We start from the raw sequence: 24,985 nt of genomic DNA, 5'->3' as shown, positions 1-24,985 counted from the left end.
TCCATGAAATACCGGGACGCACACGCCGACTCGGGGGGACGGCCGTCAAAAGCGGCATTACGCACCGCGTTTGACCCGGTCGCCGCAACCCAGAACAATCCCTTGCGATTGACGGGTTTAGGTGTGTCCGCTAGGAACAGGGACTTACCGGTATCCGGGAAAATGGAGGTGACGGGGTGGACGGAGCGTTTGCGCACACCACGCGGCGACTATGGACGCGCCTGGTCGCGGGCGGTGCGGCGGCACTGCTGGCGGGTGCGCTGACCGGCTGCACCAGCAAGCCGGTACTGGTGCCGGAAACCACCTCGGTGGCGGGGACGAGCGGCGGCGCCGCACCGCTGGTCGCGGCCGTGCCCGGCAGTCTGGCCTGGGACTTCCTCAACAATCTGAAGCCGACGCTGAACGGCAAGGTGGGGCTGGCGCTGATGCCGGTCGGCGGGGATCGCGTAGTCGCCCTGGGCGATTGGACCACGGGGCCGGCCTGGTCGACCATGAAGGTGCCGCTCACGCTGGCGGCCTTGCGCGCCAACTCCGGATATACCGGTGCGGCGGCCAATGCCATCACCTATTCGGACAATACGGCCGCGGATACGCTCTGGCAGTCGCTCGGCGGCGCGGATACGGCGGCGCAGACGGTGCAGGCGGTATTGCGCGAGGGCGGGGACGCCACCACCAAGGTGCCGTCGGTGCGCATCCGGTCGGATTATTCGGCGTTCGGGCAGGCCGACTGGTCGCTGTCGGATCAGCTGAAGTTCGCGTCCCGGCTACCCTGCCTGCCCGAATCGGACGCGGTCACCTCATTGATGGGGAAGATCAGCTCCGGGCAGCGCTGGGGATTGGGCAATCTGGACAATGCGGAATTCAAGGGCGGGTGGGGGCCCGATACCTCCGGAAGTTACCTGGTCCGGCAGTTCGGGCTCATTCCGGTGGAAGGCGGCGAATTGGCCATCGCCATTGCCGCACAGCCCAATTCCGGGTCCTTCGACGACGGCACCGCCATGCTCACCAAGGTGGCCACGCTGATCAACGGGCACCTGGAGGAACTGCGCGGCGGGCACTGCGCCCACTAGCTTCGGGGGCGCGGCCCGCGAACGCGCGGGTTCGGGCATGATGGGGGCCATGCGCATCGGAGTCTTGACCGGAGGCGGAGACTGCCCAGGGCTGAACGCGGTGATTCGGGCCGTCGTTCGGACCGCGAACGGGCGCTGGGGGGATGCGATCGTCGGGTTCCAGGACGGGTGGCGCGGGCTACTCGAGGATCGCAAGATCCAGATCCTCAACAACGACCGCACCGACCGCCTGCTCACCAAGGGCGGGACCATTCTCGGCACCGCGCGCACCAATCCCGACGTGCTGCGCGCCGGGCTGCCCCGGATCAAGCAGACCCTCGACGACAACGGCATCGACGCGCTCATCCCGATCGGCGGCGAAGGCACGCTGACCGCGGCGTCCTGGCTGGCCGACGAGGGCGTGCCGGTGGTGGGCGTGCCCAAGACCATCGACAACGACATCGACTGCACCGACACCACCTTCGGCCACGACACCGCGGTCGCCATCGCCACCGAGGCCATCGACCGGCTGCACACCACCGCCGAATCCCATCAGCGCGTCATGCTGGTGGAGGTCATGGGCCGGCACGCGGGCTGGATCGCCATCAATTCCGGCATCGCCTCCGGCGCCCACCTCACCCTGGTACCCGAGGTCCCGTTCGACGTGGACGAGGTCTGCGCCATGGTGAAACGCCGCTTCCAGCGCGGAGATTCGCACTTCATCTGCGTCGTCGCCGAAGGCGCCCACCCCGACCCCGCCTCCATGACCCTGCGCGACGGCGGCATCGACGAATTCGGCCACGTCCGCTTCACCGGCGTCGCCCAGCAGCTGGCCCCCGAAATCGAACGCCGCATCGGCAAGGAGGTCCGCGTCACGGTGCTCGGCCACGTGCAGCGCGGCGGAACGCCGACCCCCTACGACCGCGTGCTCGCCACCCGCTTCGGCGTCCACGCGGCGGAAGCGGTGCACGCCGGGAACTTCGGGCAGATGGTCGCATTGCACGGCAACGACGTCGCCCTGGTCCCGCTGTCCGAGGCCACCAAGCAGCTGAAACTGGTGCCCGCCGATCGGTATCGGGAAGCCGCGGCCTTCTTCGGCTGAGCGGTATCGAGCCGCAGGTTCTTTTGGGATCGGCCCGCGCATCGGGATGCGCGGGCCGTTGCTCACTGGGCCGCGAACAGTTGCCCGGCCATGCGCAGGGAGCTGTCGACGGTGTCGAAACCGCGTGGGAGCATGACGCGTTCGTAGGCGGCCACCGCGGCGAGGAGGGACTGCTCGCCGGCCGCCGCTTTCACCAGTTCGCTCGCCAGGGATTCGGCGTCCTGCAAGGCGGTGTTCGCGCCGACTCCGCCGGTGGGCGGCATGGTGTGGATGGCGTCGCCGAGCAGGGTGACCGGGCCGGATTCCCAGGCCGGGATGCGTTCGGCGGCGCGAATGGTGATGGGGAAGAAGGATTCCGGGTCGGCGTGCGCGAGGAGTGCGCGCACCGCGGGATCCCAGTCGGCGGTGGCGTCGACCGTGAGTTTCCAGAGGGATTCGGGGGTCATGGCGAAGAGTTCGGCATCGGGGACGCCGATCAGTGCGGCGGGGGCGGCCAGGGTGGTCATCAGGTAGTCCTGGGCTCCGTCGGGGCGGGTGCGGAAGCGCTGGGGCGCGAATCCCACGCCGAGGCCGGTGCCGTCGGCGACCCAGCAGAATCCGCGCCGGAAGTCCGGGGGCAGTAGCGGTTCCGTGTCCTCGGTGAGCGTCATCCGGCCGTACAGGCACCGGATGCCGAGATCGTTCACGACGGCTTCCGGCAGCAGTTGCCTGCGCACGGCCGACCCGACGCCCCTCCGCACCGATCAGCAGATCACCCTCGTCGGCGCCGCCCTCGGCGAATTCCACTCGTACCCGGCCGTTTTCGCCGATTCGGTAGCTACGCACGGTATGTCCGAACCGCACCACGTCGTCGAGCCCCGTGAGCAGTGCGCGCCGAAAGGCTTCCCGGTCCACATTCGTGATCTCGTCCGCGCTCACGTCCGGGAAAGTCTGCACCATCACCGGCCGTAGCTCCCGGGTGTACATCCCCACCAGGTCACCGCTGATCCCGCTGACCCGCCACACCGCATCGAGAACCTCCGGCGGCAGGCAGGCTCGCAGCGCGGCGTTCCCGTTCGGATCGATGTGAATCCGGTACCCCTGATTTCGCGTGCGCGGCGTCGGGTCCTGCTCGTACACGGCCACTTCGAACCCACCGCGCCGCAGGGCGTGCGCGAGCGCCAGCCCGCCGAGTCCGCCGCCGGCAATAAGCACCTTGGTCATCTCAATATCCTTCGAGTGGTTTCTGATCAACCCGCTGCGACCAGCGGTTCTCCTTCATCGTCACCTCATCGGACAACTTTGTCAATCATCCGTTTGATTAATTCATCCATGCACATGATTGTGCCAGCTGGAGCTAAGATCGCCTCATGCCGACGTCGAAGCCCCGCAGGTCCCCCAAACCCCAGGAGCGTCAGCGCGACCCCGAACGCACCCGCAACCTCATCCTGGAAGCCGCCGCCGCCGAATTCGGCGCGCACGGCTACGCGGGCGCCCGGGTCAGCGCCATCGCCGCCCGCGCCGGCGTCAACCAGCAACTGATCTCCTACTACTTCGACGGCAAAGAGGGCCTCTACCAAGCCATTTCGCAGCAATGGCAAGACCGCCAGCGCGAACTCTCGGCGCCCGGCACCCCCCTGCCCGAACAACTGCGCGGCTACGCGCTCGAAGCGCTGCACAATCCCGCCGGCCCCCGCCTGCTCGCCTGGAACGGCCTCCAGTACACCGGCTCTCCCACCGACGATCCCGACGGCTCTGCCCGCACCACCCAGATGTCGCCCGCCCTGGATTCCCTGCGCGCCCTGCAGAATTCCGGCGCCCTCCCCGCCGACCTGGACCCCGCCGCCCTGCTCGTCATGCTCATGGCCGCCGCCATGGCCCCCACCACCCTCCCCCAGGTGATCCAGGGCCTCACCGGCGCCGACCCCCGATCCCCCGCCTTCCTCGAACATTTCGCCGATCAGCTCGCCCTCGTCGCCCGCCACCTGGGCCTCGATTCCCCCTGATCCGCCCTTGCCTTGACCCCGAGGACAATGTTTACCGTCGATGACATGCACCTCGACCACGCCGTCCGATCGGCCGAAATCACCCCCGTCACCGACGACGCCTTCGATCAGGAGGTTCTCGCTCACCCCGGCCTGGTCCTCGTCGACTTCTGGGCCACCTGGTGCCCGCCGTGCCGGATGATCGCACCGGTGCTGGCCGCCATCGCCGCGGAGCACGCGGATTGCCTGACCATCCGGAAACTCGATGTCGACCAGAACCCGCTCACCGCGAGCAAATACCGGATCCTGTCGATGCCGACCCTCATCGTCTTTCAGAACGGGGAGCCCATCCGCACCCTTGTCGGCGCCCGCCCCAAAACCAGACTGCTGAGCGAACTCCAGGACATTTTGTGCCATAAAAATTCCTGAGCCCGCAAACCAAAGGCACTGCATCGTAGTGTGATTCGACATCACCGGGGGTGCCGAACAGTGCGGGGGAACAGTCCGTACCCGTATTTTCCGGTGCATGTGATCGGCCGATACGGAAGGGTGCGAACGTGAATTCTCCGATGCTGTCCAAAGGGCAGAACATTCCATTGCCGGACGATGTGGTCCGTATCGACGTGGTGGTGGGATGGACCGAATCGGAGATCGAGGTCGACGCGTCGGCGTTATTGCTGGGCGCCGATCGAAAAGTGCGGTCCGACAACGACCTGGTCTTCTACAACCAGCCGGAATCGGCGGACGGGTCGGTGCGGATTCTGGGCACCAGCGTGATCGAGGAAGGCGCGCAGACCCGGATCTCGATCGACCTGTCGGCGGTGCCCGCGGATGTGCACACCATCGCACTGGTGGGCAGCCTGAGCGCCGGGACCTTCGGCGATCTGGGCAAGATCGCCTTCCGGGTGGTGGACGGGGCCGGACAGTCGCTGGCCGAATATCTGACCGCCGATGCCACCAGTGAATCGGCCTTCCATTTCGGCGACGTCTACCGCCGCGGCGAGGAATGGAAGGTGCGCGCGGTCGGGCAGGGCTGGGACACCGGATTGGCCGGCCTGGCCAAGGATTTCGGCGTCTCCATCGACGACGACACCGCGGCCGCGAGCCCGGAGGTCGTCGCGCCGGTGGAGCCCGCGCCGCAGGACCAGGCCGCACCGGTCGCGCCCGCGCCGCGCACGCGCGGCGTCCGGACCACCAAGAAGGTGGTCAAGAAGGCCAAGCCGATCGAGTTCAAGTTCGCCGAGCACGACGGCTGGCAGACCGCGCGCCTGTTCTCGGTCATCGGCGTCGGAGCCGGTGAGGAGCAGGAGCGGCGGGCCACCTCGGCGCTGATCGCCACCATGCAGGCGGTCAAACCGTTCGCCCGCGCCCTGTGCGCTCGAATGGGCGCTCCGGCAGGGACTTTCGAGGGTTACGTCGAAGTCCAGTACGAGCGCGGCGATTCCAAGGTCATTCCGGACGGCGTGCTGAAGGTGGTGCGGGGCAGCCGGACCTGGACCGGACTGCTGGAGGTCAAGACCGGGAACGGCAAGCTGCGCAAGGACCAGTTGGAGAACTACCTCGACGTGGCCCGGCGGAAGAAGTACGACGTGGTGGTCAGCTTGTCGAACGACATTCCGGCCGGGCCCGGGGAACTGCCGGTGGAGGTCGACCGGCGCAAACTCACCAAAGTCGCACTGCGGCATCTGTCCTGGGCGGAGGTAGCGCACGAAGCCCGGATGCTGCTCTCGCACGGCGGCATCGAGGATGATCTGCAGGCCTGGATCTTGAGCGAATTCCTGCGCTACCTCGACCATCCCAGATCGGGCGCCACTGAATTCGCCGATATGGGCCGGCACTGGGTCGCGGTGCGGGACGCGGTCACCGCGGGCACGCTGCGCGCCGGGGACCAGAAGGCCCTGGCGGTGGCCGATACCTGGGTCTCGCTGGCCCGGCATCTCGCATTGCGGGTGACGGCCGAGCTCGGGGTGACCGTCAATCATGTGCTGCCGCGCAAGTTCCGCGGCGATCCCGCCGCCCGCAATGCCGCCGTCGCCGAACGGCTGGCCGCGGACGGCAGTTTCGAGGCGGTGCTGCGGATTCCCGACACAGCGGGTGATCTGACCGTGGTCGCCGACGTACGCACCAATACGATCCGGTGCCGTACCACCCTGGACGCGCCGAACGAAGGCACCTCGGCGCGCCGATTGTCCTGGCTGCTCAAACAACTGGAGCAGGCGCCGGGCGAGGTGCGGGTGGAAGTGGTGTTCTCCGAACGCGGCAACGAGGCCTGCGAACATCTGTCCGTGGCGCGCACCGACCCCAAGCTGCTGACCGCCGGGCGGGCCGGCGAAATCGTGTCTTTCGCGCTGGAACAGTCTTTTCCGATGGCCAAGGGCCGATCCGGCACCGCGGCCGGTTTCGTCGCGAGCGTGAAAACCGCGACCGACGCCTTCTACGGCGCGGTGGTGCAACCGCTGCGCGGCTGGGTGCCCGCCGCACCCAAACAGCCCGAAGGAGTTCCGGCCGAACCCGTGCTCGCCGCCGATTCCTGATTACCGGTCGAAAGCGCCCGCTGCTACGGCGGTGGTGAAGCGATCCCATTCGGCGGGAGCGAAGTGCAGGCACGGGCCGGTGGGGTTTTTGCTGTCCCGGATGCCTACGCCGGTGGTGAGGAAGGCTATTTCGACGCATTCCTTGGCGCCGGTGCTGCGGGCGCTTTTGAACCACCGGGCGCCGGCGGGGTCGACGTTCACGTCGCGTACTCCTTCGCTGCCTTTCGTAGGAGGTCTCTGCTGGCGGACTCGTCCAGTGCGCTGCGCTGAAGAGCCCGGTATGCCTCGAGATAGCGGTCCACCGACGCCTGCTTTTCCAGATACAGGTCGCCCAGGAAGTTCTCCAGGTACACCACGGTCGGTTCGACCGGTTTGCCGACGGTGTCCCGGCCGAAATCCAGAATCACGAAGGGTCCGACCGTATGTCCGGTCGGGACGCCCGCGGAGAAGGGTAGTACACGAACAGCGATCGTCGACATGGTCGACAGGTCCGCCACGCGGCGGAGTTGCGCGGACATGACGCGCGGACTGCCGACCAGCCTGCGAAGAGCGGTTTCGTGCACCACCAGGTCGAAGGTGGCGGGGGTGCGTTTGCGGGTCAAGAGGGATTGGCGGCGCAGCTTGAGCTGGACCCGGCGGTCCAGGGCGTCGGGTTCGGCATCCGGCCAGTAATCGCCGATCAGGACCCGGGCGTAGTCGGCGGTCTGCAGCAGGCCGGGGATCAGATCGGGCTGGTAGGTGATCAGCGCGCGGGCCGAAGCCTCCAGGCCGACATAGACATTGAAGCCCTCCGGCACCAGATCCTCGTATTCGTGCCACCAGGACTTGACGCTCGCCTGTTGCGCAAGGCCCGCCAGAGCGGCGGTGAACTCGTCGTCGAAGTCGTAGATACGGCACAGTTCCCGGATATCGAGCACCCGGATCTTCTCCGCATTACCGGTTTCCAGGCGCTGGAGTTTCGATTCGCTCCATTCCATCAAGCCGGCCGCTTCGGCGATCGTCATATTGCATTGCATTCGGCCCTCGCGCAGATATCGCCCCAGTTGGCGGCGCGGCAGGGTGGAACCATGGTCGGACATCGAACTCTCCCCCACGAAGGCGGTTTTCGGTCGCTGTGAACGATGCTCCCATGCAATATGAATGCTGACCTGGAGGTTTCGGAAAGTTTTCCACGGCGTGCGGAGTTCGGCCGCCGGTTCGCCGGTGCGGTGCTGGACTGGAGTCGCGCCCGGTGAGAGCCGGAGCCCCGATACCTCTGGACCCACTCGTCCCCGAGCCGGGCGCACCCACTCCGCGCATTCGCGTAATAATTCCGGCATTGCGGGCCGACCGGTCGGTGAAGAATTTGGCTATTCACACGCGAATATCCAGGCGAGCCAACCCATACCGCCATGCGCGCGCACAAACCTCGATACGCTTTCTCCCAGGCCCGGTGTCACGCCCGCCGCCCGCCGACAGCCAGCGCCGGACCGCGAATTTGCCTGCCCCCTGCGCTGATCCGGCGGACACCATGATGTATCTGTTCGATTGCACCGTAGAACCCGGCGACCTGACCCTGTCGCAAGCTCACGAAGCCATGCAGATCCATAGATGCTGCACCGTCGACAACTGCCGAATCCGCCGCCGCGCCCGGCAGATCCTGGTCGAGCAAGGCCTGATGGTGCTCGACCACCGCGCAAGCCCGTGAGCACCGGCTACCCGCCCACCACCAGCACCACCACCGCCAGCAGCACTACCAGCACCACCAACGCCACGCCCAGCACCACCAACGCCGCCACCTGAGACCGCTCCAATTGCTCCGGCCGCTGCGGCGGCGGCATCGAAATCGGCGGGAATTGCCCGGTATTCGGCCCGAACACATTCGGCGGCAATTGCTCCGGGTACCGCGGGAACCCCGTTTCCGCCGGCAACGGCACCCGCTGCGAAACCGTCAACCCCTCCGAACCCTGCGCCGGGCCGGCATCCACCGCACCGGGATCGGCAGCCGGTCCGGCGCTTGCCGGAAGCTCTTCGCCCACAGCGGAATCCGCTCCGCCGGGCGCGGCCGGAGCCGAGGGTTCGGTGGGATCGGCGCCCTCGCCGTCGACCGGTTCCTGCGGAACGGCCGACTCCGGCCCGCTCGCGGCCGTATCCGGGGAAGCCTCCTCCGCCGCAGCGATATCGGCTCGCCCCGGAGCCGTCGAAGCGGGGCCGTCGTCCGACCCCGGGTTCCCATCGACACCGGGAGTGCCGTCGTCGGCGGCGGGTGCGGCGTCGGCGGGCGCCTCGACGGTCCGGGCCTCCGGCAAAGTCGTTGCGGCCGGGTCGTTCCGGGCCGGCCGCAGCGGCGACACCGCGGCCGCCCCGCCTGCGGATCGGCCGCCCGCGTCATGCTTGGCACGCTCCCGCTCGGGTATGAACGCACCGGATTCCGGATGGCGCACCATTTCCGATACTCGATCCCCGACGAACGCCTCCGCACTCGACGCTCGATGCCGGCCCGGCTCAGCCGCGACCCGAGCCGCCGCCTCGAACGCCGAGCCGCTCGAGCCGGACGCCGCACCGAGATCCGAGCCCTTCGACCCCGCCGCCGATTCCTCGGACGACGCCGCGGCTTCCGGGCGGGACTCCGACTGGGAACGTGAACCGTCCTCGCGGACCGGTACCGCGACCGTATGGGTCATGGTGGTGCGCTCGGACTGAGCCTGAGCGGTCACCGGCATCTCGGTGGCGTCCACCGGCTCGGCCGTCGCGACCTGCTGAGCGGCGGGTGTCGCCGGTTGCGGCAGCAAGTCGGTGCGCTGCCGGGACAACTCGTCGGACATCGATTCCGTCGTCTCCGGTGGTGGCAGCGAGCCCGGCTGAGCCGGCGCGGCCGGATACGCCTGCGGCGACGGCGAATACACGGGTGGATATGCGGCCGGCGCACCGGCGCCCGGGTAACCCAGCGGCTCCCCGGAACTCGGCTGACCCGGCGGCGCGACCTGCGGGCCGGCTACCGGGCCTTGGGGCGGCACCTGTCCGGGCACCGGATGACCCGGTGCCGGTGGCGCACTCGGCGCGGCAGGGTATCCCTGGGGCGCGGGTGCCGGGTAGTTCGGCGGGGGCGCGGCCGGCGGGCCCTGATAGCCCGGGAGTGGAGCCGGGTAGGCCGGAGCCTGGGGCACGTAGCCGGGCGGGGCCGGCTGGGCGGCGTTCTGGGGGTAGGGGCGATGGGTCGGACCGGATTGCACCGGCGGCGTGGGGATTTGACGGAGCGGGGCGGTCAAGGCGCGGCGGGCGGCCTTGGCGAAATCGGAGCAGGAGGGGAAGCGGTCGATGGGGCGCTTCGCCATGGCTTTGGTGATGACGGCGTCCATGGCGGGTGAGAGGCCGGGGCGGCGCAGGCTGACGGGCGGCGGCAGGAGTTGCAGGTGGCCGCGGATCAGTTCGCCAGGATGCGGGGAATCGAAGGGGCCGATGCCGATCAGCAGCCAGTAGAGCGCACAGCCCAGGGAGTACTGGTCGGTGGTGTGGTCCAGATGCTGACCCGTCATCTGTTCGGGCGAGGCGTACGCCAGCGTCGCGGTGAACATGCCGGCCTGAGTGAGGTGGGTGGAATCCTCGCGCAGTCGGGCAATGCCGAAGTCGGTGAGGAAGACGCGTTCACCGTGCCCGGCCACCGCGCGCGCCAGAATGATGTTGGCGGGCTTGACATCCCGGTGCAGCACGCCGCGGCTGTGCGCGTAATCCAGTGCGGAGGCGACGCCTTCGATGATCTGCACGGCGCGTTCCGGCGGCAATTGGGTGACATCCACGCCGGCGGCGTCGACACCGTCCACGTACTGCATGGAGATCCACAGCTGCGCGTCCTCGGTCCCGCGGTCGTACACCTCGACGATATTCGGGTGATCGAGCTGCGCGACCATCTCGGCTTCGCGTTCGAAGCGCGTGCGAATCTCCCTGTCCGCGTACAATTCCCGGTTCAGCAGCTTGAGCGCGGTGAGCTTGCCCAACCGGGGATGCCGGGCGAGATACACCGATCCCATTCCGCCCTGTCCGAGCAGCCGTTCGATGCGGAAACCGGCGAAGATGTCCCCGCTGTTCAGCACTTCGACGACCCCCTTCCGGTGACGTACAAGTCCGTGAGCCTACTCGTTTTCACACTGGTCAGCCGGTCAGCCCGGCGTCACCAGACCCGATTCGTAGGCGAGCACCACGGCTTGCGCCCGGTCCCGCAAATTCAGCTTCGCGAACACTTTGGAGACATGCGTTTTCACCGTCTGTTCTGCCACGAAAAGACTTTCGGCGATTTCCGCGTTCGACATGCCGCGTGCCACCAATTCCAGCACTTCGCGCTCGCGTGGCGTGAGCACCGACAGCGCGGGCGCGGGGTTGCGGCGCGTCCGGCGACGCGTCACGTCTTCGATGAGCCGCCGCGTCACGGTAGGCGCCAGCAACGCGTCTCCGGCCGCGACCACTCGCACGGCGCGCACCAACTCCTCCGCCGGCGCGTCTTTGAGCAGGAACCCGCTCGCGCCGATCGTCAACGCCTCGTACACGTAGTCGTCGATATCGAAGGTCGTCAGCATGAGCACTCGTACCGGCGGATCCATACCGGCGCCGAGAATGGCGCGCGCCGCGTCCAATCCGTTCATCTCCGGCATGCGCACATCCATGAGCACCACATCCGGCCGCAGTCGCTTCGCTTCCGCCACAGCGATTTTGCCGTCCGGAGCGTCACCGACGACGCTGATATCGGCTTGCGCGCCCAGCAGCGCCCCGAAGCCCGCTCGCACCATCGCCTGGTCGTCGGCGATCAACACCGTTATCGCCACAGTCCCACCTCACGCACGCCACCGAGTTTGCCACGCCGGAGGGTGGATACGGGTGGGCGGAGCAACTTCGCGCACCGGGAGGGTTGGAGTTTTGCTCCACTTCGGGGGCGTTCCGGTCGGGAAACCGACGGGGAGGGCCGGAAAGTGGAGCAAAACTCCAGGTTATGGGGCCGAAACCGGTGCGGCGACCAGCAGCGGCAGTTCAGCCCGCACATCGAAGCCACCATCCGGACGTGCGCCGGCGTACAAAGTGCCGCCGACCGCCTCCGCCCGGGATCGCATACCGGCGATGCCGCTGCCGGGAGTCGCGGACGGATCCGCCACCGTGAGCGGTCGGTCATTGGCAACCGTCAAGATGAGGGCGGCGGCTTGGGCGATGTGCACACGCACCGGCGCGCCGGAAGCGTGGCGAGAAGCGTTCGCGAGTGACTCTTGGACGATGCGGTACGCCGCCAGTCCGGTCGTCTCCGGCACTTCCGTCAGATTCCCATCGATCTTCCACGTGATGGGAACACCTGCTCGCAACGCTCCTTCGAGCAGCCCTCGGATGTCGGCGGCGGTCGGTTGCGGGGCGTGTTCGGGGAGTTGCCCGTCGCTGCGCAGTACGCCCAGCAAGCCGCGGATCTCGTTCAATGCCGCCCGCGCCCCGGTGCCGATCGATTCGAATTCGGCTTGCGCTTCCGCAGATAGTCCGGTGATCCGGTACGGGGCGGTTTGCGCCTGCACCACCACCATCGACATGTGATGGGCTACGACGTCGTGCAGGTCGCGGGCGATGCGAGCTTTCTCCTCGAGGATTGCCCTGCGGGCGCGCTCCAGCTCGGTTTCTTCCGCGGACTTCATCAGGGCTTGCCGTTGCACCACCACCCAGCGGATGAGCAGGCCGAAGATCACCAGCCCGGTGATGGCGATGGGCCAGCCGAAGCCGGCGTCGGCGAAGCTGTCGCCGCTGTTGGCCATGGTCGTGGCGAACAGCAGTGACGTGGCGATCCACACCACGCCGACGATCCGGATCGGCGAACGCACCGCGACCGCGAACACCAGCGCGAACAACGACAGGATGTGCACCACTTGGAAGGGGATGGTGTTGCCCGGTTGATGCGGCACCGCCACCGATATCAGCAGCGCCGACCCGGCCGATACCGCCCACCCCAGCGCCGGATTGACGCGGACCAGCAAGATCGGGAACGCCGCGAACCCGGCGATGAACGGCATGGCGGCGGCCGGCACCTTGTGCGTCACCTGCAGGGTGGGCCATGCCACCGCGATGAACACCAATGCCACGAATAACGTGACGGCGTCGAACCACATCCGACCTGTTTTCGGACGTACTCGTCCGACCGCATCACCGACCATGCCATCGACGGTAGAGAACCGGGGCCGACGCCACGTCATACCCCCGGGCGATCTCCCACCCCATACCGGAGTATCAGTCCGGTCCGCTTCTCCCCCGTTTCGGCCAGACGGGAACGGTTCGCGGGCGTGAGGCCCAGGTCGGCGGCCGATTCCTAGCGTTCTGAGCCATGAGAGCGTTCCCGTCCAGCCAGGCCCGCACGCCCCACGATTCCCCCATTACGGCAGCCGCCGACGATTCCGCGGCGTTCGGCTCCTCCGGCCGTCGCGCCGGGCTGCTGGCCGGAGTCGCACTGCTGGTCGCCTCGGTCGCGGTGGTGTTCGCGCCGGCCGCGAGCGCCGCGTCGGCCACGCCGGTGCTGCCGGAGAGTCTCGGGGCGCGCCTGGCGGTGGAATCGACGGTGGGACAGCAGGATCCGGCGCTCATTCCCGCCGACTTCGCCACCTCGGCCGGATACCGTCCCGTGTTGTCGGACGGCATTCTGGTCAACCCGAACGGTGACTGCTCGTCGCCGGTCCCGCTGCCCGCCGAGTTCGATCTGGCGTGCAAGGCGCACGACCTCGGGTACGACCTGCTCCGTTACGCGGGCGATCACGGTGAACCGCTGGGGCCGTGGGCGCGTCAGAGTCTCGATGCCGCATTGGAACAGCGCATGCATGCCGCGTGTGCGGCGCGCACCGAGACGCTGGCTCGCACGCAATGCCAGGTGATGGCCAGTATCGCCACCGCGGCCGTGGATCTGAATTCGATCCGGCAGGACTACGGGGTGCCGGTGCACGAGACGCTGCTCGCCGCCGGACCCGACTCCCCTTCCCCGCTCGTGCGCATTCTCCAGGTGAGTGGCATCGCGTTCCTGCTCGCCGGAATCACTTCGGCCATCACGGTTTTCACCCGCCGGATGCGTGCGCGCCGCAATGAACGGCGTAACTCGCCGGAGGTGCGGGGGTGACCGTCCAGCTGACATCTTCCATCGCAGCAGAGGAGTTGCACATGCCACCGCTGAACGCGGATACCGCCATGCTCGACCGGGCGCCGGAGGGGGCGGCGGGCGAGATATCTACGAGCCGTGTGGATTCCGACCGAAAGCATGCCGGAATGACGGTGGGTGCCGGCTGTGGGAGGGGGCGGGTCGGGCAGGCGGTTGCCGCCCGGGTGCCGCGGGTGGGGACGGCGGCGGCTGTCACGGCCGGGGTGGTTGCCTCGCTCGCGCCCGGCCTCTTGCCTCGGACACCGATGGCGCAGGCCATTGTTACCGCATTGCTGGTGGTTCTATCGCTGGCGGGAGCTGGGGTCGTGCGGGTTGTGTTGCGGCGGTTCCGGGGTCGGCGGGAAACGTCGCCGGGATTGCGATTGGCGGCGGGCGGAGCAGGGGTTGCCGCGATCGGGATGGCGATGACGTATGCGGAGTACTGGCAGAACCGGTTGCGGGAGGTGATGGGGGTCGGCGCTATCGGTCTCGGGTACTGGGCGCGATGGGCGTTGACCACGGTACTGATCGTGGCCGTCGTCGTCGGGATCTGGTTCGGGTTGCGCTGGGTCGTAAGAGGTTTGGGTCGAATGCGGAGTGCCTTGATCGGGTTGGTGACACTGCTCGGGGTGCAGTTCGCCGGGGTGCCGATAGTGGTGGAATGGCGGCAGGCGGCTTATGCGGCGGCCGATTCGTTCGTGGACCCCACTGTGGTGCAGCCTGTTTCGTCGACCAGGTCGGGGAGTCCCGGGTCGGCGGCGAGCTGGGCCGAACTGGGTGCGCAGGGACGGCGGTTCGTCGCCGGAGGTTCGGGGGCAGGGGTGCGGGTGTATGTGGGATTGCATTCGGCGCGGGATCTACCGGCGCGGGTCGAGTTGGCGGTCCGGGAACTGGAGCGGGCGGGCGGATTCGAGCGGGGGAATCTGGTGCTGATGGTGCCCACCGGCTCCGGCTGGATCGATTCGGACGCGGCGAAGGGCATGGAGGAGAAGTTCGGCGGCGATGTGGCGCTGGCCGGGCTGCAGTACTCGGCCGCGCCGAGCTGGGTGACGTTCATGTTCGGGCGGAATGCGGCGGCGGAGTCGGCGCGGGCCCTGTTCGAGGCGGTGGAGCAACGGATTTCGACGCTGCCGCGGCGGCCGAAGTTGTACGTGTACGGGCAGAGCCTGGGCGCGGTCGGCGGAAATGCCATCTTCGGCGACGATGCCGAGCAGGATCGGCGGACGTGCTCGGTGCTGTGGGCGGGGCCGCCGGCGAACGCGGTGCATCGTTCGGGGGCAGCGGTTCTCGCGAATGCGTCCGATCCGGTGGTGCATTGGTCGCCGTCACTGCTGTGGCGGGCACCGGATCTCAGCGGTACCCGCCCGGATGCGCCGGTACCGCAATGGCTTCCGGTGGTGAGCTTCGTGCAGACCACCGCGGACCTGCTCGGCGCACTGGATGCTCCCGCCGGGCACGGTCACCGCTACGGCACCGATCAGGGCACCGCACTGCCCGATTGCTGAGTCATCCGGGATACCGTGCGTACCACTCGTCGGAGGGTTCCCCGTAGGCATTGCTCGGCGGGTTCGGCCCGAATTCGGTGCAGAAATCCGTGGCGAGGCGGTCGATGATGGGCGCGGCGTCCAGGCGGGCATGCCATTCGGCGGGAATGGCCTGCACGCCGAGCCGCGCGCCCAGCAGATTGCCGCAGATGGCTCCGGTGGAATCGCTGTCCCCGGAGTGATTGACAGCCAGCAGCACCCCGTTGCGGAAGATCTGTTCCGGTGTGCCGCCGATGGTTTCGGCACACAGCGCCGCGCAGACCGCGATGGCCAGCGCGTCCGGGCCGATCACCCCGAAGCCCAGCGGATCCAGGATCTCGGGCTCGGGCATGACTCCGCCCGCGCCCGCGGCGGCGTCGGCGAGCCGGATGGCGGTCGCGAGCGCCTCGGACGTCTCCTGATGATCGCGATGCCGCGCGAGTTCACTGGCCGCATGGTTGAGCGAGGTGCGCAGATCCAGTCCGCGCGACAGGCCGAATACGGTGGCGGCCAGAGTGCCCGCGGGCAGCCATCCGCTCGGGTTGCCGTGCGTCAGAGCCGCTGCGTCACAGGCTGATTCGAACGCCGACGGCAGCGAGTGCAGGAATCCGATAGGCGCCGCCCGCACCACTCCCGCGCAGCCCTTGGAATCGTTGATCGGCCGATCCCGCGTCCCCAGTGGCGATCCCGGCTGCCGGCGTTCGGCGGCCCGCTGCATGGCGGTGGTGGTGGCATGTGTCGGCCCCCGGTAGCTCATCAATTCGGGGTATCCGCTCAACCCGCTGCGCAGTGCGAACGGCTGTTCCGGCAGCGAAACCCCTTGCCCCTGCAGCCAAACGAGCAGGTTCTCCTGAATCATGGCGACCGTCGCCCCGCCGATGCCGCGCGCCCGCGCCCGCACCGAGCTGCGGATCAGCGCCTCCATGGTGAACAGCGCCAGCTGCGTCTCGTCGGTGATCTTGCCTTTGTAGGTGTCGCCGCTGCCGGTCATGCCCCGGGATCCGTAGCGCTGCAGGATATTCGGCAGCAGCATCATCTCCACCGGCGCGCCCAGCGCATCGCCCACGGCGCCGCCGAGCATGCACCCGTGCACGATCTCGCGCTGCGATCGCGCGGACCCGTTGCTCGATTCGGGCGGCGGTTCGCGCCGGGTCACCACGGTCGGCCCGGCGGGCGGGTTCACCGCATCCCAGGCGGCCTCCGCGAATTCGGTGCAGCTGGTGAACCTTTCCCGCGGATCCTTCGCCAACGCCCGCGCCAGTACCCGATCCAGTTCGGGCGGCAGGTCGTGCCGGAAGGAGACGACGGTCGGCGGCGTGCCCTGGATATGGCCCAGCAGCACGGTCGCGATGCTGGGGGCGTCGTAGGGCCCGCGCCCGGTCAGCAATCGGAACAGCGTGCACGCCAGCGAGTATTGATCCGAGCGCGCGTCGAGGGGGTCGGCCGACAGTTGCTCCGGCGAGGCGTACGCGAGGGTGGCGTTGAGGGTTCCGGTGCGGGTGAGGTGCGCGGTGTCGTCGAGCACGCGAGCGATTCCGAAGTCGCTCAACAGCACTCGCTCGCTGAACCCGGTGGCGGTGCCCGCGGAGTGCGACAGCAGGATATTGGCGGGCTTCACATCGCGGTGCAGCACGCCCTTGCCGTGCGCGTAATCCAGTGCGGCGGCGGTCTGGATGATGATCTCCACCGCACGCTCGGGACTGAGCGCCCGCCAGTCCACCGTGGCCCCGTCCTGGCCGTCCACGTACTGCATGGCGATCCACAACTGATCGCCCTCGGCCCCGCGGTCGTACACGGTGATGATGTTCGGATGGTCGAGCCGCGCCACCACGTCGGCTTCGCGCTCGAACCGGACGCGGGTGTCGTTGTCCCCGAACATTTCCGGATGCAACAGCTTGAGCGCGGTCATGCGGGGCAGGCGCGGATGTCTGGCGGCGTACACCGAACCCATGCCGCCGCGGCCGACTTCGCGTTCGATCCGGTATCCGGCGAACAGCTCACCCCGACGCAACATCCCCGATCCCCTCCGACACTCCGAACCAGGTGCAGCCTACCGGGCGCGTCCCGCGGCTCGCAGCGATTGTCAGGCCGCCAAAACCTATGGCATCCGGTCAGGGACACGCCCGAACCGGCGGACTACCGGCTCGAGGACGATTCGGCAGCGCCGTCACCCCAGCCCCGAAAACGCGCCGCCACCTCCACGCCCCGAAATGGCCGCGCCGCCACCCCACACTCCGAATCGGCCACGCCACCACCCCATTACGCACTCGGCTCCCGCCCATACCTGGGCGGGAGCCGAGTGTTGTTGTTGTGTACTGCCGATCAGGCGATCGCGCCGCGCGCCGCCTCGTAGGCCGCGCCGACCCGGTACAGCCGGTCGTCGGCCAGCGCCGGGGCCATGATCTGCAGACCCACCGGCAGCCCGTCGTCGGCGGACAGCCCGGACGGCACCGACATGGCGCAGTGCCCGGCCAGGTTGGTGGGCAGGGTGCACAGGTCGGACAGGTACATGGCCAGCGGATCGTCGACCTTCTCGCCCAGCTTCCACGGGGTGAACGGGCTGGTCGGCGAGATCAGCACGTCGACGCTCTCGTACGCCCGGTCGAAGTCGCGCGCGATGAGCGTGCGCACCTTGAGCGCCTGACCGTAGTAGGCGTCGTAGTAACCGGCCGACAGCGCGTAGGTGCCGATCATGATGCGGCGCTTGACCTCCGGCCCGAACCCGGCCTCGCGGCTGAGCGACATGACCTGATCGGCCGAATGGGTGCCGTCGTCGCCGACCCGCAGCCCGTAGCGCATGGCATCGAAGCGCGCCAGGTTGGACGACACCTCCGACGGCATGACCAGGTAGTACGCGGACAGCGCGTGCACGAAGTTGGGGCAGGACACCTCGACGATCTCCGCGCCCAGCTGCTTCAGCTGATCCACGGCGGCGTCGAAGGAGGCCAGCACGCCCGGCTGGTAGGAGTCGGAGTGCAGCTCCTTCACCACGCCGATCTTCACGCCGGACAGGTCACCGTTCGCGCCTTCGCGGGCCGCCGCCACGACCGGAGCGACCGGCACATTGCGGGAGGTGGAATCGCGCGGGTCGTATCCGGCGATCACCTCGTGCAGCAGCGCGGTGTCGAGAACCGTTCGGCCGCAAGGCCCGCCCTGATCCAGCGAGGACGCGCAGGCGACCAGGCCGAAGCGGGACACGGTGCCGTAGGTGGGCTTGGTGCCGACCGTCGCGGTGACGGCGGCGGGCTGGCGGATGGAGCCACCGGTATCGGTGCCGATCGCCAGCGGGGCCTGGTAGGAGGCCAGCGCGGCGGCGGAACCGCCACCCGATCCACCCGGGATCCGGTCCTTGTCCCACGGGTTGCGGGTCGGCCCGTACGCCGAGTTCTCGGTGGAGGACCCCATGGCGAACTCGTCCATATTGGTCTTGCCGAGAATCGGGATGCCGGCCTCGCGCAGCTTGGTGGTCAGCGTCGCGTCGTACGGCGACACCCAGCCCTCGAGGATCTTCGACCCGCAGGTGGTCGGCATATCGGTGGTGGTGAAAACATCCTTGAGCGCCAAGGGAACACCGGCCAGCGGCGAGGCCACGGTGCCGGCGGCGACCGCGCGGTCCACCTCGGCGGCGGCCACCAGGGCCTGTTCGCCGGCGACGTGCAGGAAGGCGTTGATCTCCCCGTCGACCTCGGCGATGCGCTGGATGTGCGCCTCGGTCACCTCGACCGAGGAGACTTCGCGCGCGTGGATCTTGCCCGCCAGCTCGGCCGCGGACAGCTGTGTCAGGTCGCTCATTCGCCCTCTCCCAGAATCTGCGGAACCTGGAACCGCTGCTCGTCGACGGCGGGCGCCATGGCGAGCGCTTGCTCCGGCGTCAGGCAGGGCTGTTCCTCGTCCGGGCGCGTCACATTGGTCGCCGGATTCGGGGACGCGGTGGCGGGGACGTCTTCGGCGGCGACCTCGGAGATCTGCGCGACGTGGGTCAGGATGGAGTCCAGCTGACCGGCGTACAGATCGAGTTCGTCATCGGTGAGGGCGAGCCGGGACAACCGGGCGAGGTGTGCGACCTCGTCCCTGGAGATGGCGGGCACCGCGAGACCCCTTTCGACATGGTGAGAGCTTGGTGATTCGACCTGTCACAGCCTAGCGACCTTGCCCGCGCGGCCCGCGACAGGTGTCGGCAGAGCTGGCAGTATCGATAGGGCAACCCACGAGTAAGTGGTGCGCATCACAGGAAACGGTTCGATTCGATAACCGGGTCGCGAGGGTGTAAATATTGCGTACCTCGGGTACCCGTCCGAAAGTTTCGGTCGCACAGGAAAGAAAGGAAGGCACGTGTCATACCTGCTTCGCGTGCAACTTCCGGATCGTCCAGGCAGTCTCGGTTCCCTTGCGCTCGCACTGGGTTCCGTCGGCGCGGACATCCTCTCGCTGGATGTCGTCGAGCGCGGTGACGGCTTCGCGATCGACGACATCGTGGTGGAGGTGCCGTCGGGCGCACTGCCCGACACCCTGATCACCGCCGCCGAGTCCCTGCACGACGTGCAGGTGGATTCGCTGCGGCCCTACTCGGGGATCCTCGACACACACCGCGAGCTCGAGCTCATCGATCAGGTCGCCAATGCGCGCGACGATCGGTTGCAGGTGCTGGTCGACGGTGCGCCGCGGGTGCTGCGGGTGGGCTGGTCGACCATCATCGATATGGGCCCGCAGGGCGCGTACCGGGTGGTGGGTTCGCAGAGCGCGCCGTCCACCCAGGCCGGATCCGCGCCGTGGATGCCCCTGGAGAAGCCGGCCGTGCTGGACGGCGAGAGCGAATGGGTGCCGCAATTGTGGCGCGATATGGACACCAAGCTGGCCGCCGCGCCGCTCGGCAATACCGGCAAGGTGCTGCTGCTGGGCCGCCCCGGCGGGCCCGACTTCCGGCCGTCCGAGGTGGCGCGGCTGGGTTACCTGGCGGGGATCGTGGCCACGGTTCTCGGCTAGTTTTCTTCTTTCCTTCGGGCCGGTGCGATGCGTTCGCACCGGCCCGAATCGTTGTGCCTTCCGCCACTTTTCGGGCCGTGAGCGGGGCTTACGCGGAATCACAGGCTGTTCTCAGCGTTGCCCATCTACTATCGAGCTCAGTAGATAACTACTATTGAGCTACGTAGATGGACGGAGGGCAACGACGCCCATGCAACGGATACCCACCACCCTCGCAACCCTCGCGCTGGCAGCTGTCGCCGGCGTGATCACCGCCGGAACCGCGGCGGCGGAATCGCTTTCGGGCGGCAGCCTCGCCGGCCGCGACACCGGCGGCCGCGCCGGCAGTTCGCTCGGCAACGGCAATCTCGGAAGCGGCAACGCGGCGAACAACTTCGGCCCCCGGCCCTACAACGGCGATACCACCGGCGCTCACCACACCGATCCGCAAGGCTTCCACCACATCGATTCGAACCCCGCACTGCGGAACGAGCATCTGGCCAACCGGCGCGAAAGCCAGCGCACCCCGCAACCCGGGGCGAGCCGCTCCATGGGCAATGACGGCTCCCGCAGCACCTGGACCGCGGTGCCGAACGAGGACGGTACCGGCTGGGCCGTCTGCAAGCCGCAGGCCGTCTCGTGCTGACCCGCCGCGCCGTCACCCCGCTGGCCGTCGCCGCCCTCGCCGCCGTCGGCGTCCCGCTGGGCGCGGGCACCGCCGAAGCCGAGGCGCGCAAGACTCGCCCCGCCATCGGATGCCTGTGGGCGGGAACGACATACGCGCCCGGCCAGACCGTCGTCGCGGGCGGCACCGAATTCCGCTGCGGCGAACGCGACGGCGCACCGTACTGGTTCAGCGGCCAGCGCACCGACCGCGCCGACACCGTCCCCAACCCCGGCGCCGCCGCCAACCCCACCGGCCGATTCAGCGCCGGCGCAAGGCAACCCGGCACCAGCTACACCGACTACTGCGTCGGCAGCCAGCTCGTCCCCGGCACCGACGACATCTATCAGGTGCAGCGCCTGCCCGAAGGCCTGCTGCTCTGGAAACCGGTCGCCCCCGCCACCGAATGGGCGTTCGCCGGCGACCGCCCCGCACCCACCTGGCGCACCCAGAGCCTCTGCATCGACGGCGTCCTCACTTGAGATCGAGCCGCATCACCGTCAACGGCAGCCCCGTCATGGTGAACCAATCCCGTTCCGGCACATGGACGAAGCCCAGCCGATCGTAGATCCGCCGGGCATCGGCCATGGTCGGCATGGTGGTCAGCACCACCCCCTCGAACCCCTCCGCCCGCCCGGTGTCGACCACCCTCCGCACCAGCGCCGTCCCGACCCCCAATCCCCGCGCCTGTTTGGCGACCGCCAGCATCCGGAACTCCAGCTCCCCGTCCCGCGCGATATCCGCGAACGGCGTCCCCGGCCGCGCCAGCGTCAACGACCCCAGCACCACCCCGTCCCGCACCGCCACCAGCACCTCCGCCGCAGCCGCCCGCGTAGCGGTATCAGCCAGCTCCGCCCCATACGGACTCTCCGGCGAAACGTGCCCCTCCCCCACATACACCTCGACCGTCAACTCCCCGATCGCCGCGAACTCCTCGGCCCGGGCAGCGCGAATCTCGAACTCCTGAACCACAGCAACCTCCGACTTCCGACCATCGCCAAGAAAACCAAACCCCCATCATTCCCATTCCCCGCGGACCCATCGCAATCGGCCATCCGATTCGTGCGGATTTCGCAATGGGAAAGCCACTGTTCGTGTCGGGCCGATCTGTTAGGAAGGTGTCGTTCGACCGCAGTTCGACGAAGAGGGTTCGCCATGGGGGTTCACGTCGTTTTCGTGCACGGGTTGTTCTCGTCCCGAAAAACCTGGTCGGACATGACCAAAGCGATTCAGGCGGATCCCGAACTGGCGGGCAGCGCGATTCATCTGAACTACTTCGAGTACCACACCCCGAAGTTCCGCCTACGGCCCGATCGCCGGATCGCGGATGTGCGGAACATCGGCGGCGCACTGGGCACCTACCTCAAGGCGAACTTCTCCGGCACCGACCCGGTCGTCCTGGTCACGCACAGCCAGGGCGGGCTGGTCGTCCAACAGTTCCTCGCCGACGCCTGTCAGCGGAAACGCGCCCACGAGCTGGAGAACATCCGGCAGATCGTCATGTACGCCTGTCCGACCACCGGGTCGGAGTTCTTTCTCTCCCTGCGCAAATCGATGTGGTTCGTGCGCAATCCGCAGGAACGCTGGCTGCGGCCGTTCCACGAGGCGGTCATGTCGGCGCACCGCACCGTCCTCGAACGCGTCGTCTTCGCACGCGGACGCAGCGATACCGAATGCCAGATCCCGATTTCCGCGTACGGCGGACTGGAAGACGGCGTGGTGCCGACGGACGTGGCGACCTGGGGCTTCATCGATACCGGAAAGGTGCCCGGGGATCACTCGTCGATCATCCGGCCGAGCGGGACCGAAGCCACCTCGTATCTGGTGCTGAAACAGGCATTGACGAGCGTCGCGACCGTCGCACGCATCCAGCGGCAACACGAGACCAACGGGGACACCCGGCTTTCGGTGCCCGTCGATCCGCCGTGGAACGACCTGCAGCGCACCACGCGTGGACGGGATCAATTGCTGGACGCCATCGATCAGCACGCGGCGGGCCGAGTCCAGGTGCTCACCGGTGAGGGCGGAGTCGGAAAGACCAGGCTCGCACTGGAAATCGCACGCCGGGCCGAACGGCGGGGCCACCTGGTGCTGTGGGTTCGGATGTCGCGGCTCAACGGCTGTATGCGGGAGGTGGCGACACGGCTCGGAGCCTCCGCGAACCAGCTCGACTTCGCCTCGAAGGGGCCGAGCGGTCCGGCGGATCTGGTGTGGCGGCTGCTGAACGAACAGCAGCGCCCGTGGCTGCTGATCTTCGACAATGCCGACGATCCGCGCGTACTCGCCGCACCCGCGGATCGGGTCGCCGAAGCCGCCGGATGGCTGCGGCGGCCCGAGAACGATTACGGCCGGGTCCTGGTCACCAGCCGCCAAGGCAATGTATCCGAATGGGCCCCATGGAGTCTGGTTCGTCAGGTGCCCACCCTGGACGTGTTCGCGGGCGCGGCCGTGCTGTGCGACATCTTCCCCGACGGCGGGACCGTGCTGGAAGCCCGGCAGCTGTCGGCCGAACTCGGCGGACTGCCGTTGCGACTACGCAAGGCAGGCGAATACCTCGAATCCGCCAATCAGCCGCGCGGCTCCCACGGTCCCGACGAGGCCCGAACCTTCGACGGCTACCGCCGGGCGGTGCGGCGGCGCTGGGATCTGCCCGACGAGGCGACCGGCACCCTCGACGAGGCGCTGGGGGTGAATCTGACCCGCGAAGTCATCAAGCTGTCGCTGTCGCTGGTCACCGGGCGGGGTGTGCGTGAGGCGGGAACCTTGCTGAAGCTGTTGTCCTGCTTCAGCATCGCGCCCATTCCCTATTATCGGCTGTTTCGCGAGGCCCCGCCCGCGGTCTCGCATCTGCTCGACGGGATGACCACCCAGCACGCCGTGCACGCGCTGGAGGAGCTCGCGAATGTCGGCCTGGTCGAACTGCACAAGGTTCCTTTGACCGGTTCCAGTGCGCAGGAGCACGTGCTGTCCCTGCACCCCGAGATCCACCATCTGCTGTACGAGGACGCCGATGTGCGGGAACGGCACGCCGCCTACCATTCGCTGGCGGTCACCATGCTGCGAGCGGCGCTCACCCCGCACGATCCCGACGATCCGACGCATTGGCCGGTCTGGAATCTGATGGTGGCGCACACCAATCAGGTCGCGCAGGCCGCACTGGTCGGAGCGCGGCCGCTGCGCGAGCACTCGACCGTCACCGCGGCCGTCGACCTGGCCCGGCTGAGCCTGCGATATCTGATCGCGCGCGGATTCCTCGATCCCGCTGCCGAATTGGCTCGCGCCATCGTCGACCATTGCGCGGACTGCCTGCTCGACATCGATGATCCGGAGATCCTGGCCATCCGGCACGAGCAGGCCCGGATCGTGCTCGAACGCGGCGACCGGGTGACCGCCGAACGCATGTTCCGGGAGATCCTGGCGAAACGCACGGTGGTGCTGCCCGACGGCGACCTGAATCCCGATACTCTCGCCAGCCGGCACAAACTGGCGCGCGCGATTCTCGAGCAGGAGGGCCGCGCGGCGGAGGCCGAGAAGGAACTGCGGACCATCGTGGAGCTGGAGCGCGACGTGCGCGGCTTCGATCACTTCGACACCCTGGTCGTGCGGCGTAGTCTCGCCCGGGCCCTGATCTATCAGGGGCAGGCCGATCTGGCGCTGCCCATGGTGCGCGAGATCCTCGCGGTCAGCCTGGAGAAGGGTCCGGAGACCCGGCCCGAAACACTGTGGGTGCGGCACACTTTGACGCGCTGCCTGCTCGAACTGGAAGACTACGCCGGGGCCGAACGGGAGGCCGGGTACGCGCTGAATCTGGTCGCCAGTTCGACGAACTCCGACGATGGTCACGTGGTCCGCTGGTCGCTGGCGATGCGACGGGCCTCGGCCATGGCACTGCTGGCACTCGGGCGGTTACAGGAGGCGCGCGAGATCGTCGACGAGCTCCGTCAACAGGCCCGCATCCAGCTGGATCCCAGCGATGCGCTCTACAAACGAATTATGACCTTGTGGGAAGACCTGCGGTAGCCAATTCCCGGTCAACACTCCGATTCCTTTCAACCACGCGGCGAGTGTGA

General features: G+C 68.1%; 23 protein-coding genes and 1 pseudogene. 13 read left to right on the top strand and 11 right to left on the bottom strand.

The annotated features are described in order from the left end of the window. Nucleotides 1-176: 176 nt before the first annotated feature. Nucleotides 177-1,070: a serine hydrolase gene (locus LTV02_RS00660; protein ID WP_233036958.1), complete on the top strand. Its 894-nt coding sequence runs from the start codon at nt 177-179 to the stop codon at nt 1,068-1,070. Between the two features lie 49 nt (nt 1,071-1,119). Beyond that, nucleotides 1,120-2,151 carry an ATP-dependent 6-phosphofructokinase gene (locus LTV02_RS00655; RefSeq protein ID WP_067711520.1) on the top strand — a complete coding sequence of 344 codons (1,032 nt, stop codon included), beginning with the start codon at nt 1,120-1,122 and terminating at the stop codon, nt 2,149-2,151. Between the two features lie 62 nt (nt 2,152-2,213). On the opposite strand, the gene LTV02_RS00650 is transcribed toward LTV02_RS00655, so the two are convergent. Continuing rightward, the gene (locus tag LTV02_RS00650) at nt 2,214-2,837 is read right to left on the bottom strand and encodes an FAD-dependent oxidoreductase (protein WP_233036949.1); all 624 of its coding nucleotides are present in this window, start codon (nt 2,835-2,837) and stop codon (nt 2,214-2,216) included. Here LTV02_RS00650 and LTV02_RS00645 point away from each other — a divergent pair. Continuing rightward, a complete protein-coding gene (locus LTV02_RS00645; protein WP_233036947.1) occupies nt 2,821-3,102 on the top strand; it encodes a hypothetical protein in 282 nt (93 codons plus the stop codon). The two genes, LTV02_RS00650 and LTV02_RS00645, sit on opposite strands and share 17 nt — an antisense overlap. A gap of 186 nt (nt 3,103-3,288) precedes the next feature. Here the strand turns inward: LTV02_RS00645 and LTV02_RS39550 are convergent. Next, nucleotides 3,289-3,354: pseudogene (locus LTV02_RS39550) on the bottom strand (hypothetical protein); the annotation flags it as partial. 146 nt (nt 3,355-3,500) lie between these two features. Here LTV02_RS39550 and LTV02_RS00640 point away from each other — a divergent pair. The 3 genes from LTV02_RS00640 to LTV02_RS00630 all read left to right on the top strand — a co-directional run bounded on the left by LTV02_RS00640 (nt 3,501) and on the right by LTV02_RS00630 (nt 6,649). Then, complete coding sequence (locus LTV02_RS00640; RefSeq protein ID WP_233036945.1) at nt 3,501-4,136, top strand: TetR/AcrR family transcriptional regulator; 636 nt, start codon at nt 3,501-3,503, stop codon at nt 4,134-4,136. A 45-nt stretch (nt 4,137-4,181) separates the two neighbouring features. Further along, the gene (trxA, locus tag LTV02_RS00635) at nt 4,182-4,544 is read left to right on the top strand and encodes a thioredoxin (RefSeq protein ID WP_233036943.1); all 363 of its coding nucleotides are present in this window, start codon (nt 4,182-4,184) and stop codon (nt 4,542-4,544) included. Between the two features lie 128 nt (nt 4,545-4,672). Continuing rightward, on the top strand, nt 4,673-6,649 hold the full coding sequence (locus LTV02_RS00630; RefSeq protein ID WP_233036935.1) for a TerD family protein: 1,977 nt from the start codon (nt 4,673-4,675) through the stop codon (nt 6,647-6,649). Here the strand turns inward: LTV02_RS00630 and LTV02_RS00625 are convergent, their stop codons facing one another. After that, the gene (locus LTV02_RS00625) at nt 6,650-6,850 is read right to left on the bottom strand and encodes a DUF397 domain-containing protein (protein WP_233036933.1); all 201 of its coding nucleotides are present in this window, start codon (nt 6,848-6,850) and stop codon (nt 6,650-6,652) included. It lies immediately after the preceding gene. Further along, the gene (locus LTV02_RS00620) at nt 6,847-7,728 is read right to left on the bottom strand and encodes a helix-turn-helix domain-containing protein (RefSeq protein WP_233036931.1); all 882 of its coding nucleotides are present in this window, start codon (nt 7,726-7,728) and stop codon (nt 6,847-6,849) included. The genes LTV02_RS00625 and LTV02_RS00620 overlap by 4 nt, the downstream gene beginning before the upstream one ends. Nucleotides 7,729-8,159: 431 nt before the next feature. On the opposite strand from LTV02_RS00620, the gene LTV02_RS00615 reads away from it, so the two are divergent. Continuing rightward, nucleotides 8,160-8,336, top strand: a complete 177-nt coding sequence (locus LTV02_RS00615) for a hypothetical protein (protein WP_233036929.1) — start codon at nt 8,160-8,162, stop codon at nt 8,334-8,336. Between the two features lie 7 nt (nt 8,337-8,343). Here the strand turns inward: LTV02_RS00615 and LTV02_RS00610 are convergent, their stop codons facing one another. From LTV02_RS00610 to LTV02_RS00600, 3 genes are all read right to left on the bottom strand, one after another. Next, nucleotides 8,344-10,719: a serine/threonine-protein kinase gene (locus LTV02_RS00610; RefSeq protein WP_233036927.1), complete on the bottom strand. Its 2,376-nt coding sequence runs from the start codon at nt 10,717-10,719 to the stop codon at nt 8,344-8,346. A gap of 66 nt (nt 10,720-10,785) precedes the next feature. Continuing rightward, nucleotides 10,786-11,445, bottom strand: coding sequence for a response regulator (locus LTV02_RS00605; protein ID WP_233036925.1), 660 nt, complete (start codon nt 11,443-11,445; stop codon nt 10,786-10,788). A gap of 162 nt (nt 11,446-11,607) precedes the next feature. Next, nucleotides 11,608-12,756, bottom strand: a complete 1,149-nt coding sequence (locus LTV02_RS00600; RefSeq protein WP_233036923.1) for a sensor histidine kinase — start codon at nt 12,754-12,756, stop codon at nt 11,608-11,610. Nucleotides 12,757-12,968: 212 nt separating this feature from the next. Here LTV02_RS00600 and LTV02_RS00595 point away from each other — a divergent pair, with 212 nt between their 5' ends. Together LTV02_RS00595 and LTV02_RS00590 are read left to right on the top strand one after the other, a co-directional pair. After that, nucleotides 12,969-13,748, top strand: coding sequence for a hypothetical protein (locus LTV02_RS00595; RefSeq protein ID WP_233036921.1), 780 nt, complete (start codon nt 12,969-12,971; stop codon nt 13,746-13,748). Between the two features lie 146 nt (nt 13,749-13,894). Then, complete coding sequence (locus tag LTV02_RS00590; protein ID WP_233041912.1) at nt 13,895-15,271, top strand: alpha/beta-hydrolase family protein; 1,377 nt, start codon at nt 13,895-13,897, stop codon at nt 15,269-15,271. A gap of 1 nt (nt 15,272) precedes the next feature. Here the strand turns inward: LTV02_RS00590 and LTV02_RS00585 are convergent, their stop codons facing one another. From LTV02_RS00585 to gatC, 3 genes are all read right to left on the bottom strand, one after another. Continuing rightward, nucleotides 15,273-17,303, bottom strand: coding sequence for an ADP-ribosylglycohydrolase family protein (locus LTV02_RS00585; protein ID WP_233036919.1), 2,031 nt, complete (start codon nt 17,301-17,303; stop codon nt 15,273-15,275). 308 nt (nt 17,304-17,611) lie between these two features. Then, complete coding sequence (gene gatA, locus LTV02_RS00580; protein WP_233036917.1) at nt 17,612-19,081, bottom strand: Asp-tRNA(Asn)/Glu-tRNA(Gln) amidotransferase subunit GatA; 1,470 nt, start codon at nt 19,079-19,081, stop codon at nt 17,612-17,614. After that, a complete protein-coding gene (gene gatC / locus LTV02_RS00575; RefSeq protein ID WP_067711088.1) occupies nt 19,078-19,377 on the bottom strand; it encodes an Asp-tRNA(Asn)/Glu-tRNA(Gln) amidotransferase subunit GatC in 300 nt (99 codons plus the stop codon). Before gatC ends, gatA begins: the two co-directional genes overlap by 4 nt. A gap of 244 nt (nt 19,378-19,621) precedes the next feature. Between gatC and LTV02_RS00570 the strand changes: the two genes are divergently transcribed. The 3 genes from LTV02_RS00570 to LTV02_RS00560 all read left to right on the top strand — a co-directional run bounded on the left by LTV02_RS00570 (nt 19,622) and on the right by LTV02_RS00560 (nt 21,397). Continuing rightward, on the top strand, nt 19,622-20,272 hold the full coding sequence (locus LTV02_RS00570; protein ID WP_233036915.1) for an ACT domain-containing protein: 651 nt from the start codon (nt 19,622-19,624) through the stop codon (nt 20,270-20,272). Nucleotides 20,273-20,462: 190 nt separating this feature from the next. Further along, nucleotides 20,463-20,897 carry a hypothetical protein gene (locus LTV02_RS00565; protein ID WP_233036913.1) on the top strand — a complete coding sequence of 145 codons (435 nt, stop codon included), beginning with the start codon at nt 20,463-20,465 and terminating at the stop codon, nt 20,895-20,897. Beyond that, nucleotides 20,891-21,397, top strand: a complete 507-nt coding sequence (locus LTV02_RS00560) for a hypothetical protein (RefSeq protein ID WP_233036911.1) — start codon at nt 20,891-20,893, stop codon at nt 21,395-21,397. Before LTV02_RS00565 ends, LTV02_RS00560 begins: the two co-directional genes overlap by 7 nt. Here the strand turns inward: LTV02_RS00560 and LTV02_RS00555 are convergent. Next, nucleotides 21,390-21,887, bottom strand: a complete 498-nt coding sequence (locus LTV02_RS00555) for a GNAT family N-acetyltransferase (RefSeq protein WP_233036909.1) — start codon at nt 21,885-21,887, stop codon at nt 21,390-21,392. The two genes, LTV02_RS00560 and LTV02_RS00555, sit on opposite strands and share 8 nt — an antisense overlap. A 243-nt stretch (nt 21,888-22,130) precedes the next feature. On the opposite strand from LTV02_RS00555, the gene LTV02_RS00550 reads away from it, so the two are divergent. Beyond that, entirely contained in the window at nt 22,131-24,935 is a 2,805-nt protein-coding gene (locus LTV02_RS00550) for a tetratricopeptide repeat protein (protein ID WP_233036906.1), read from the top strand. Nucleotides 24,936-24,985 lie beyond the last annotated feature (50 nt).

The sequence above is a fragment of the Nocardia yamanashiensis genome (genome assembly GCF_021183565.1).
GTDB lineage: Bacteria > Actinomycetota > Actinomycetes > Mycobacteriales > Mycobacteriaceae > Nocardia > Nocardia yamanashiensis.
This window is presented reverse-complemented; position numbering and strand designations above follow the sequence as displayed.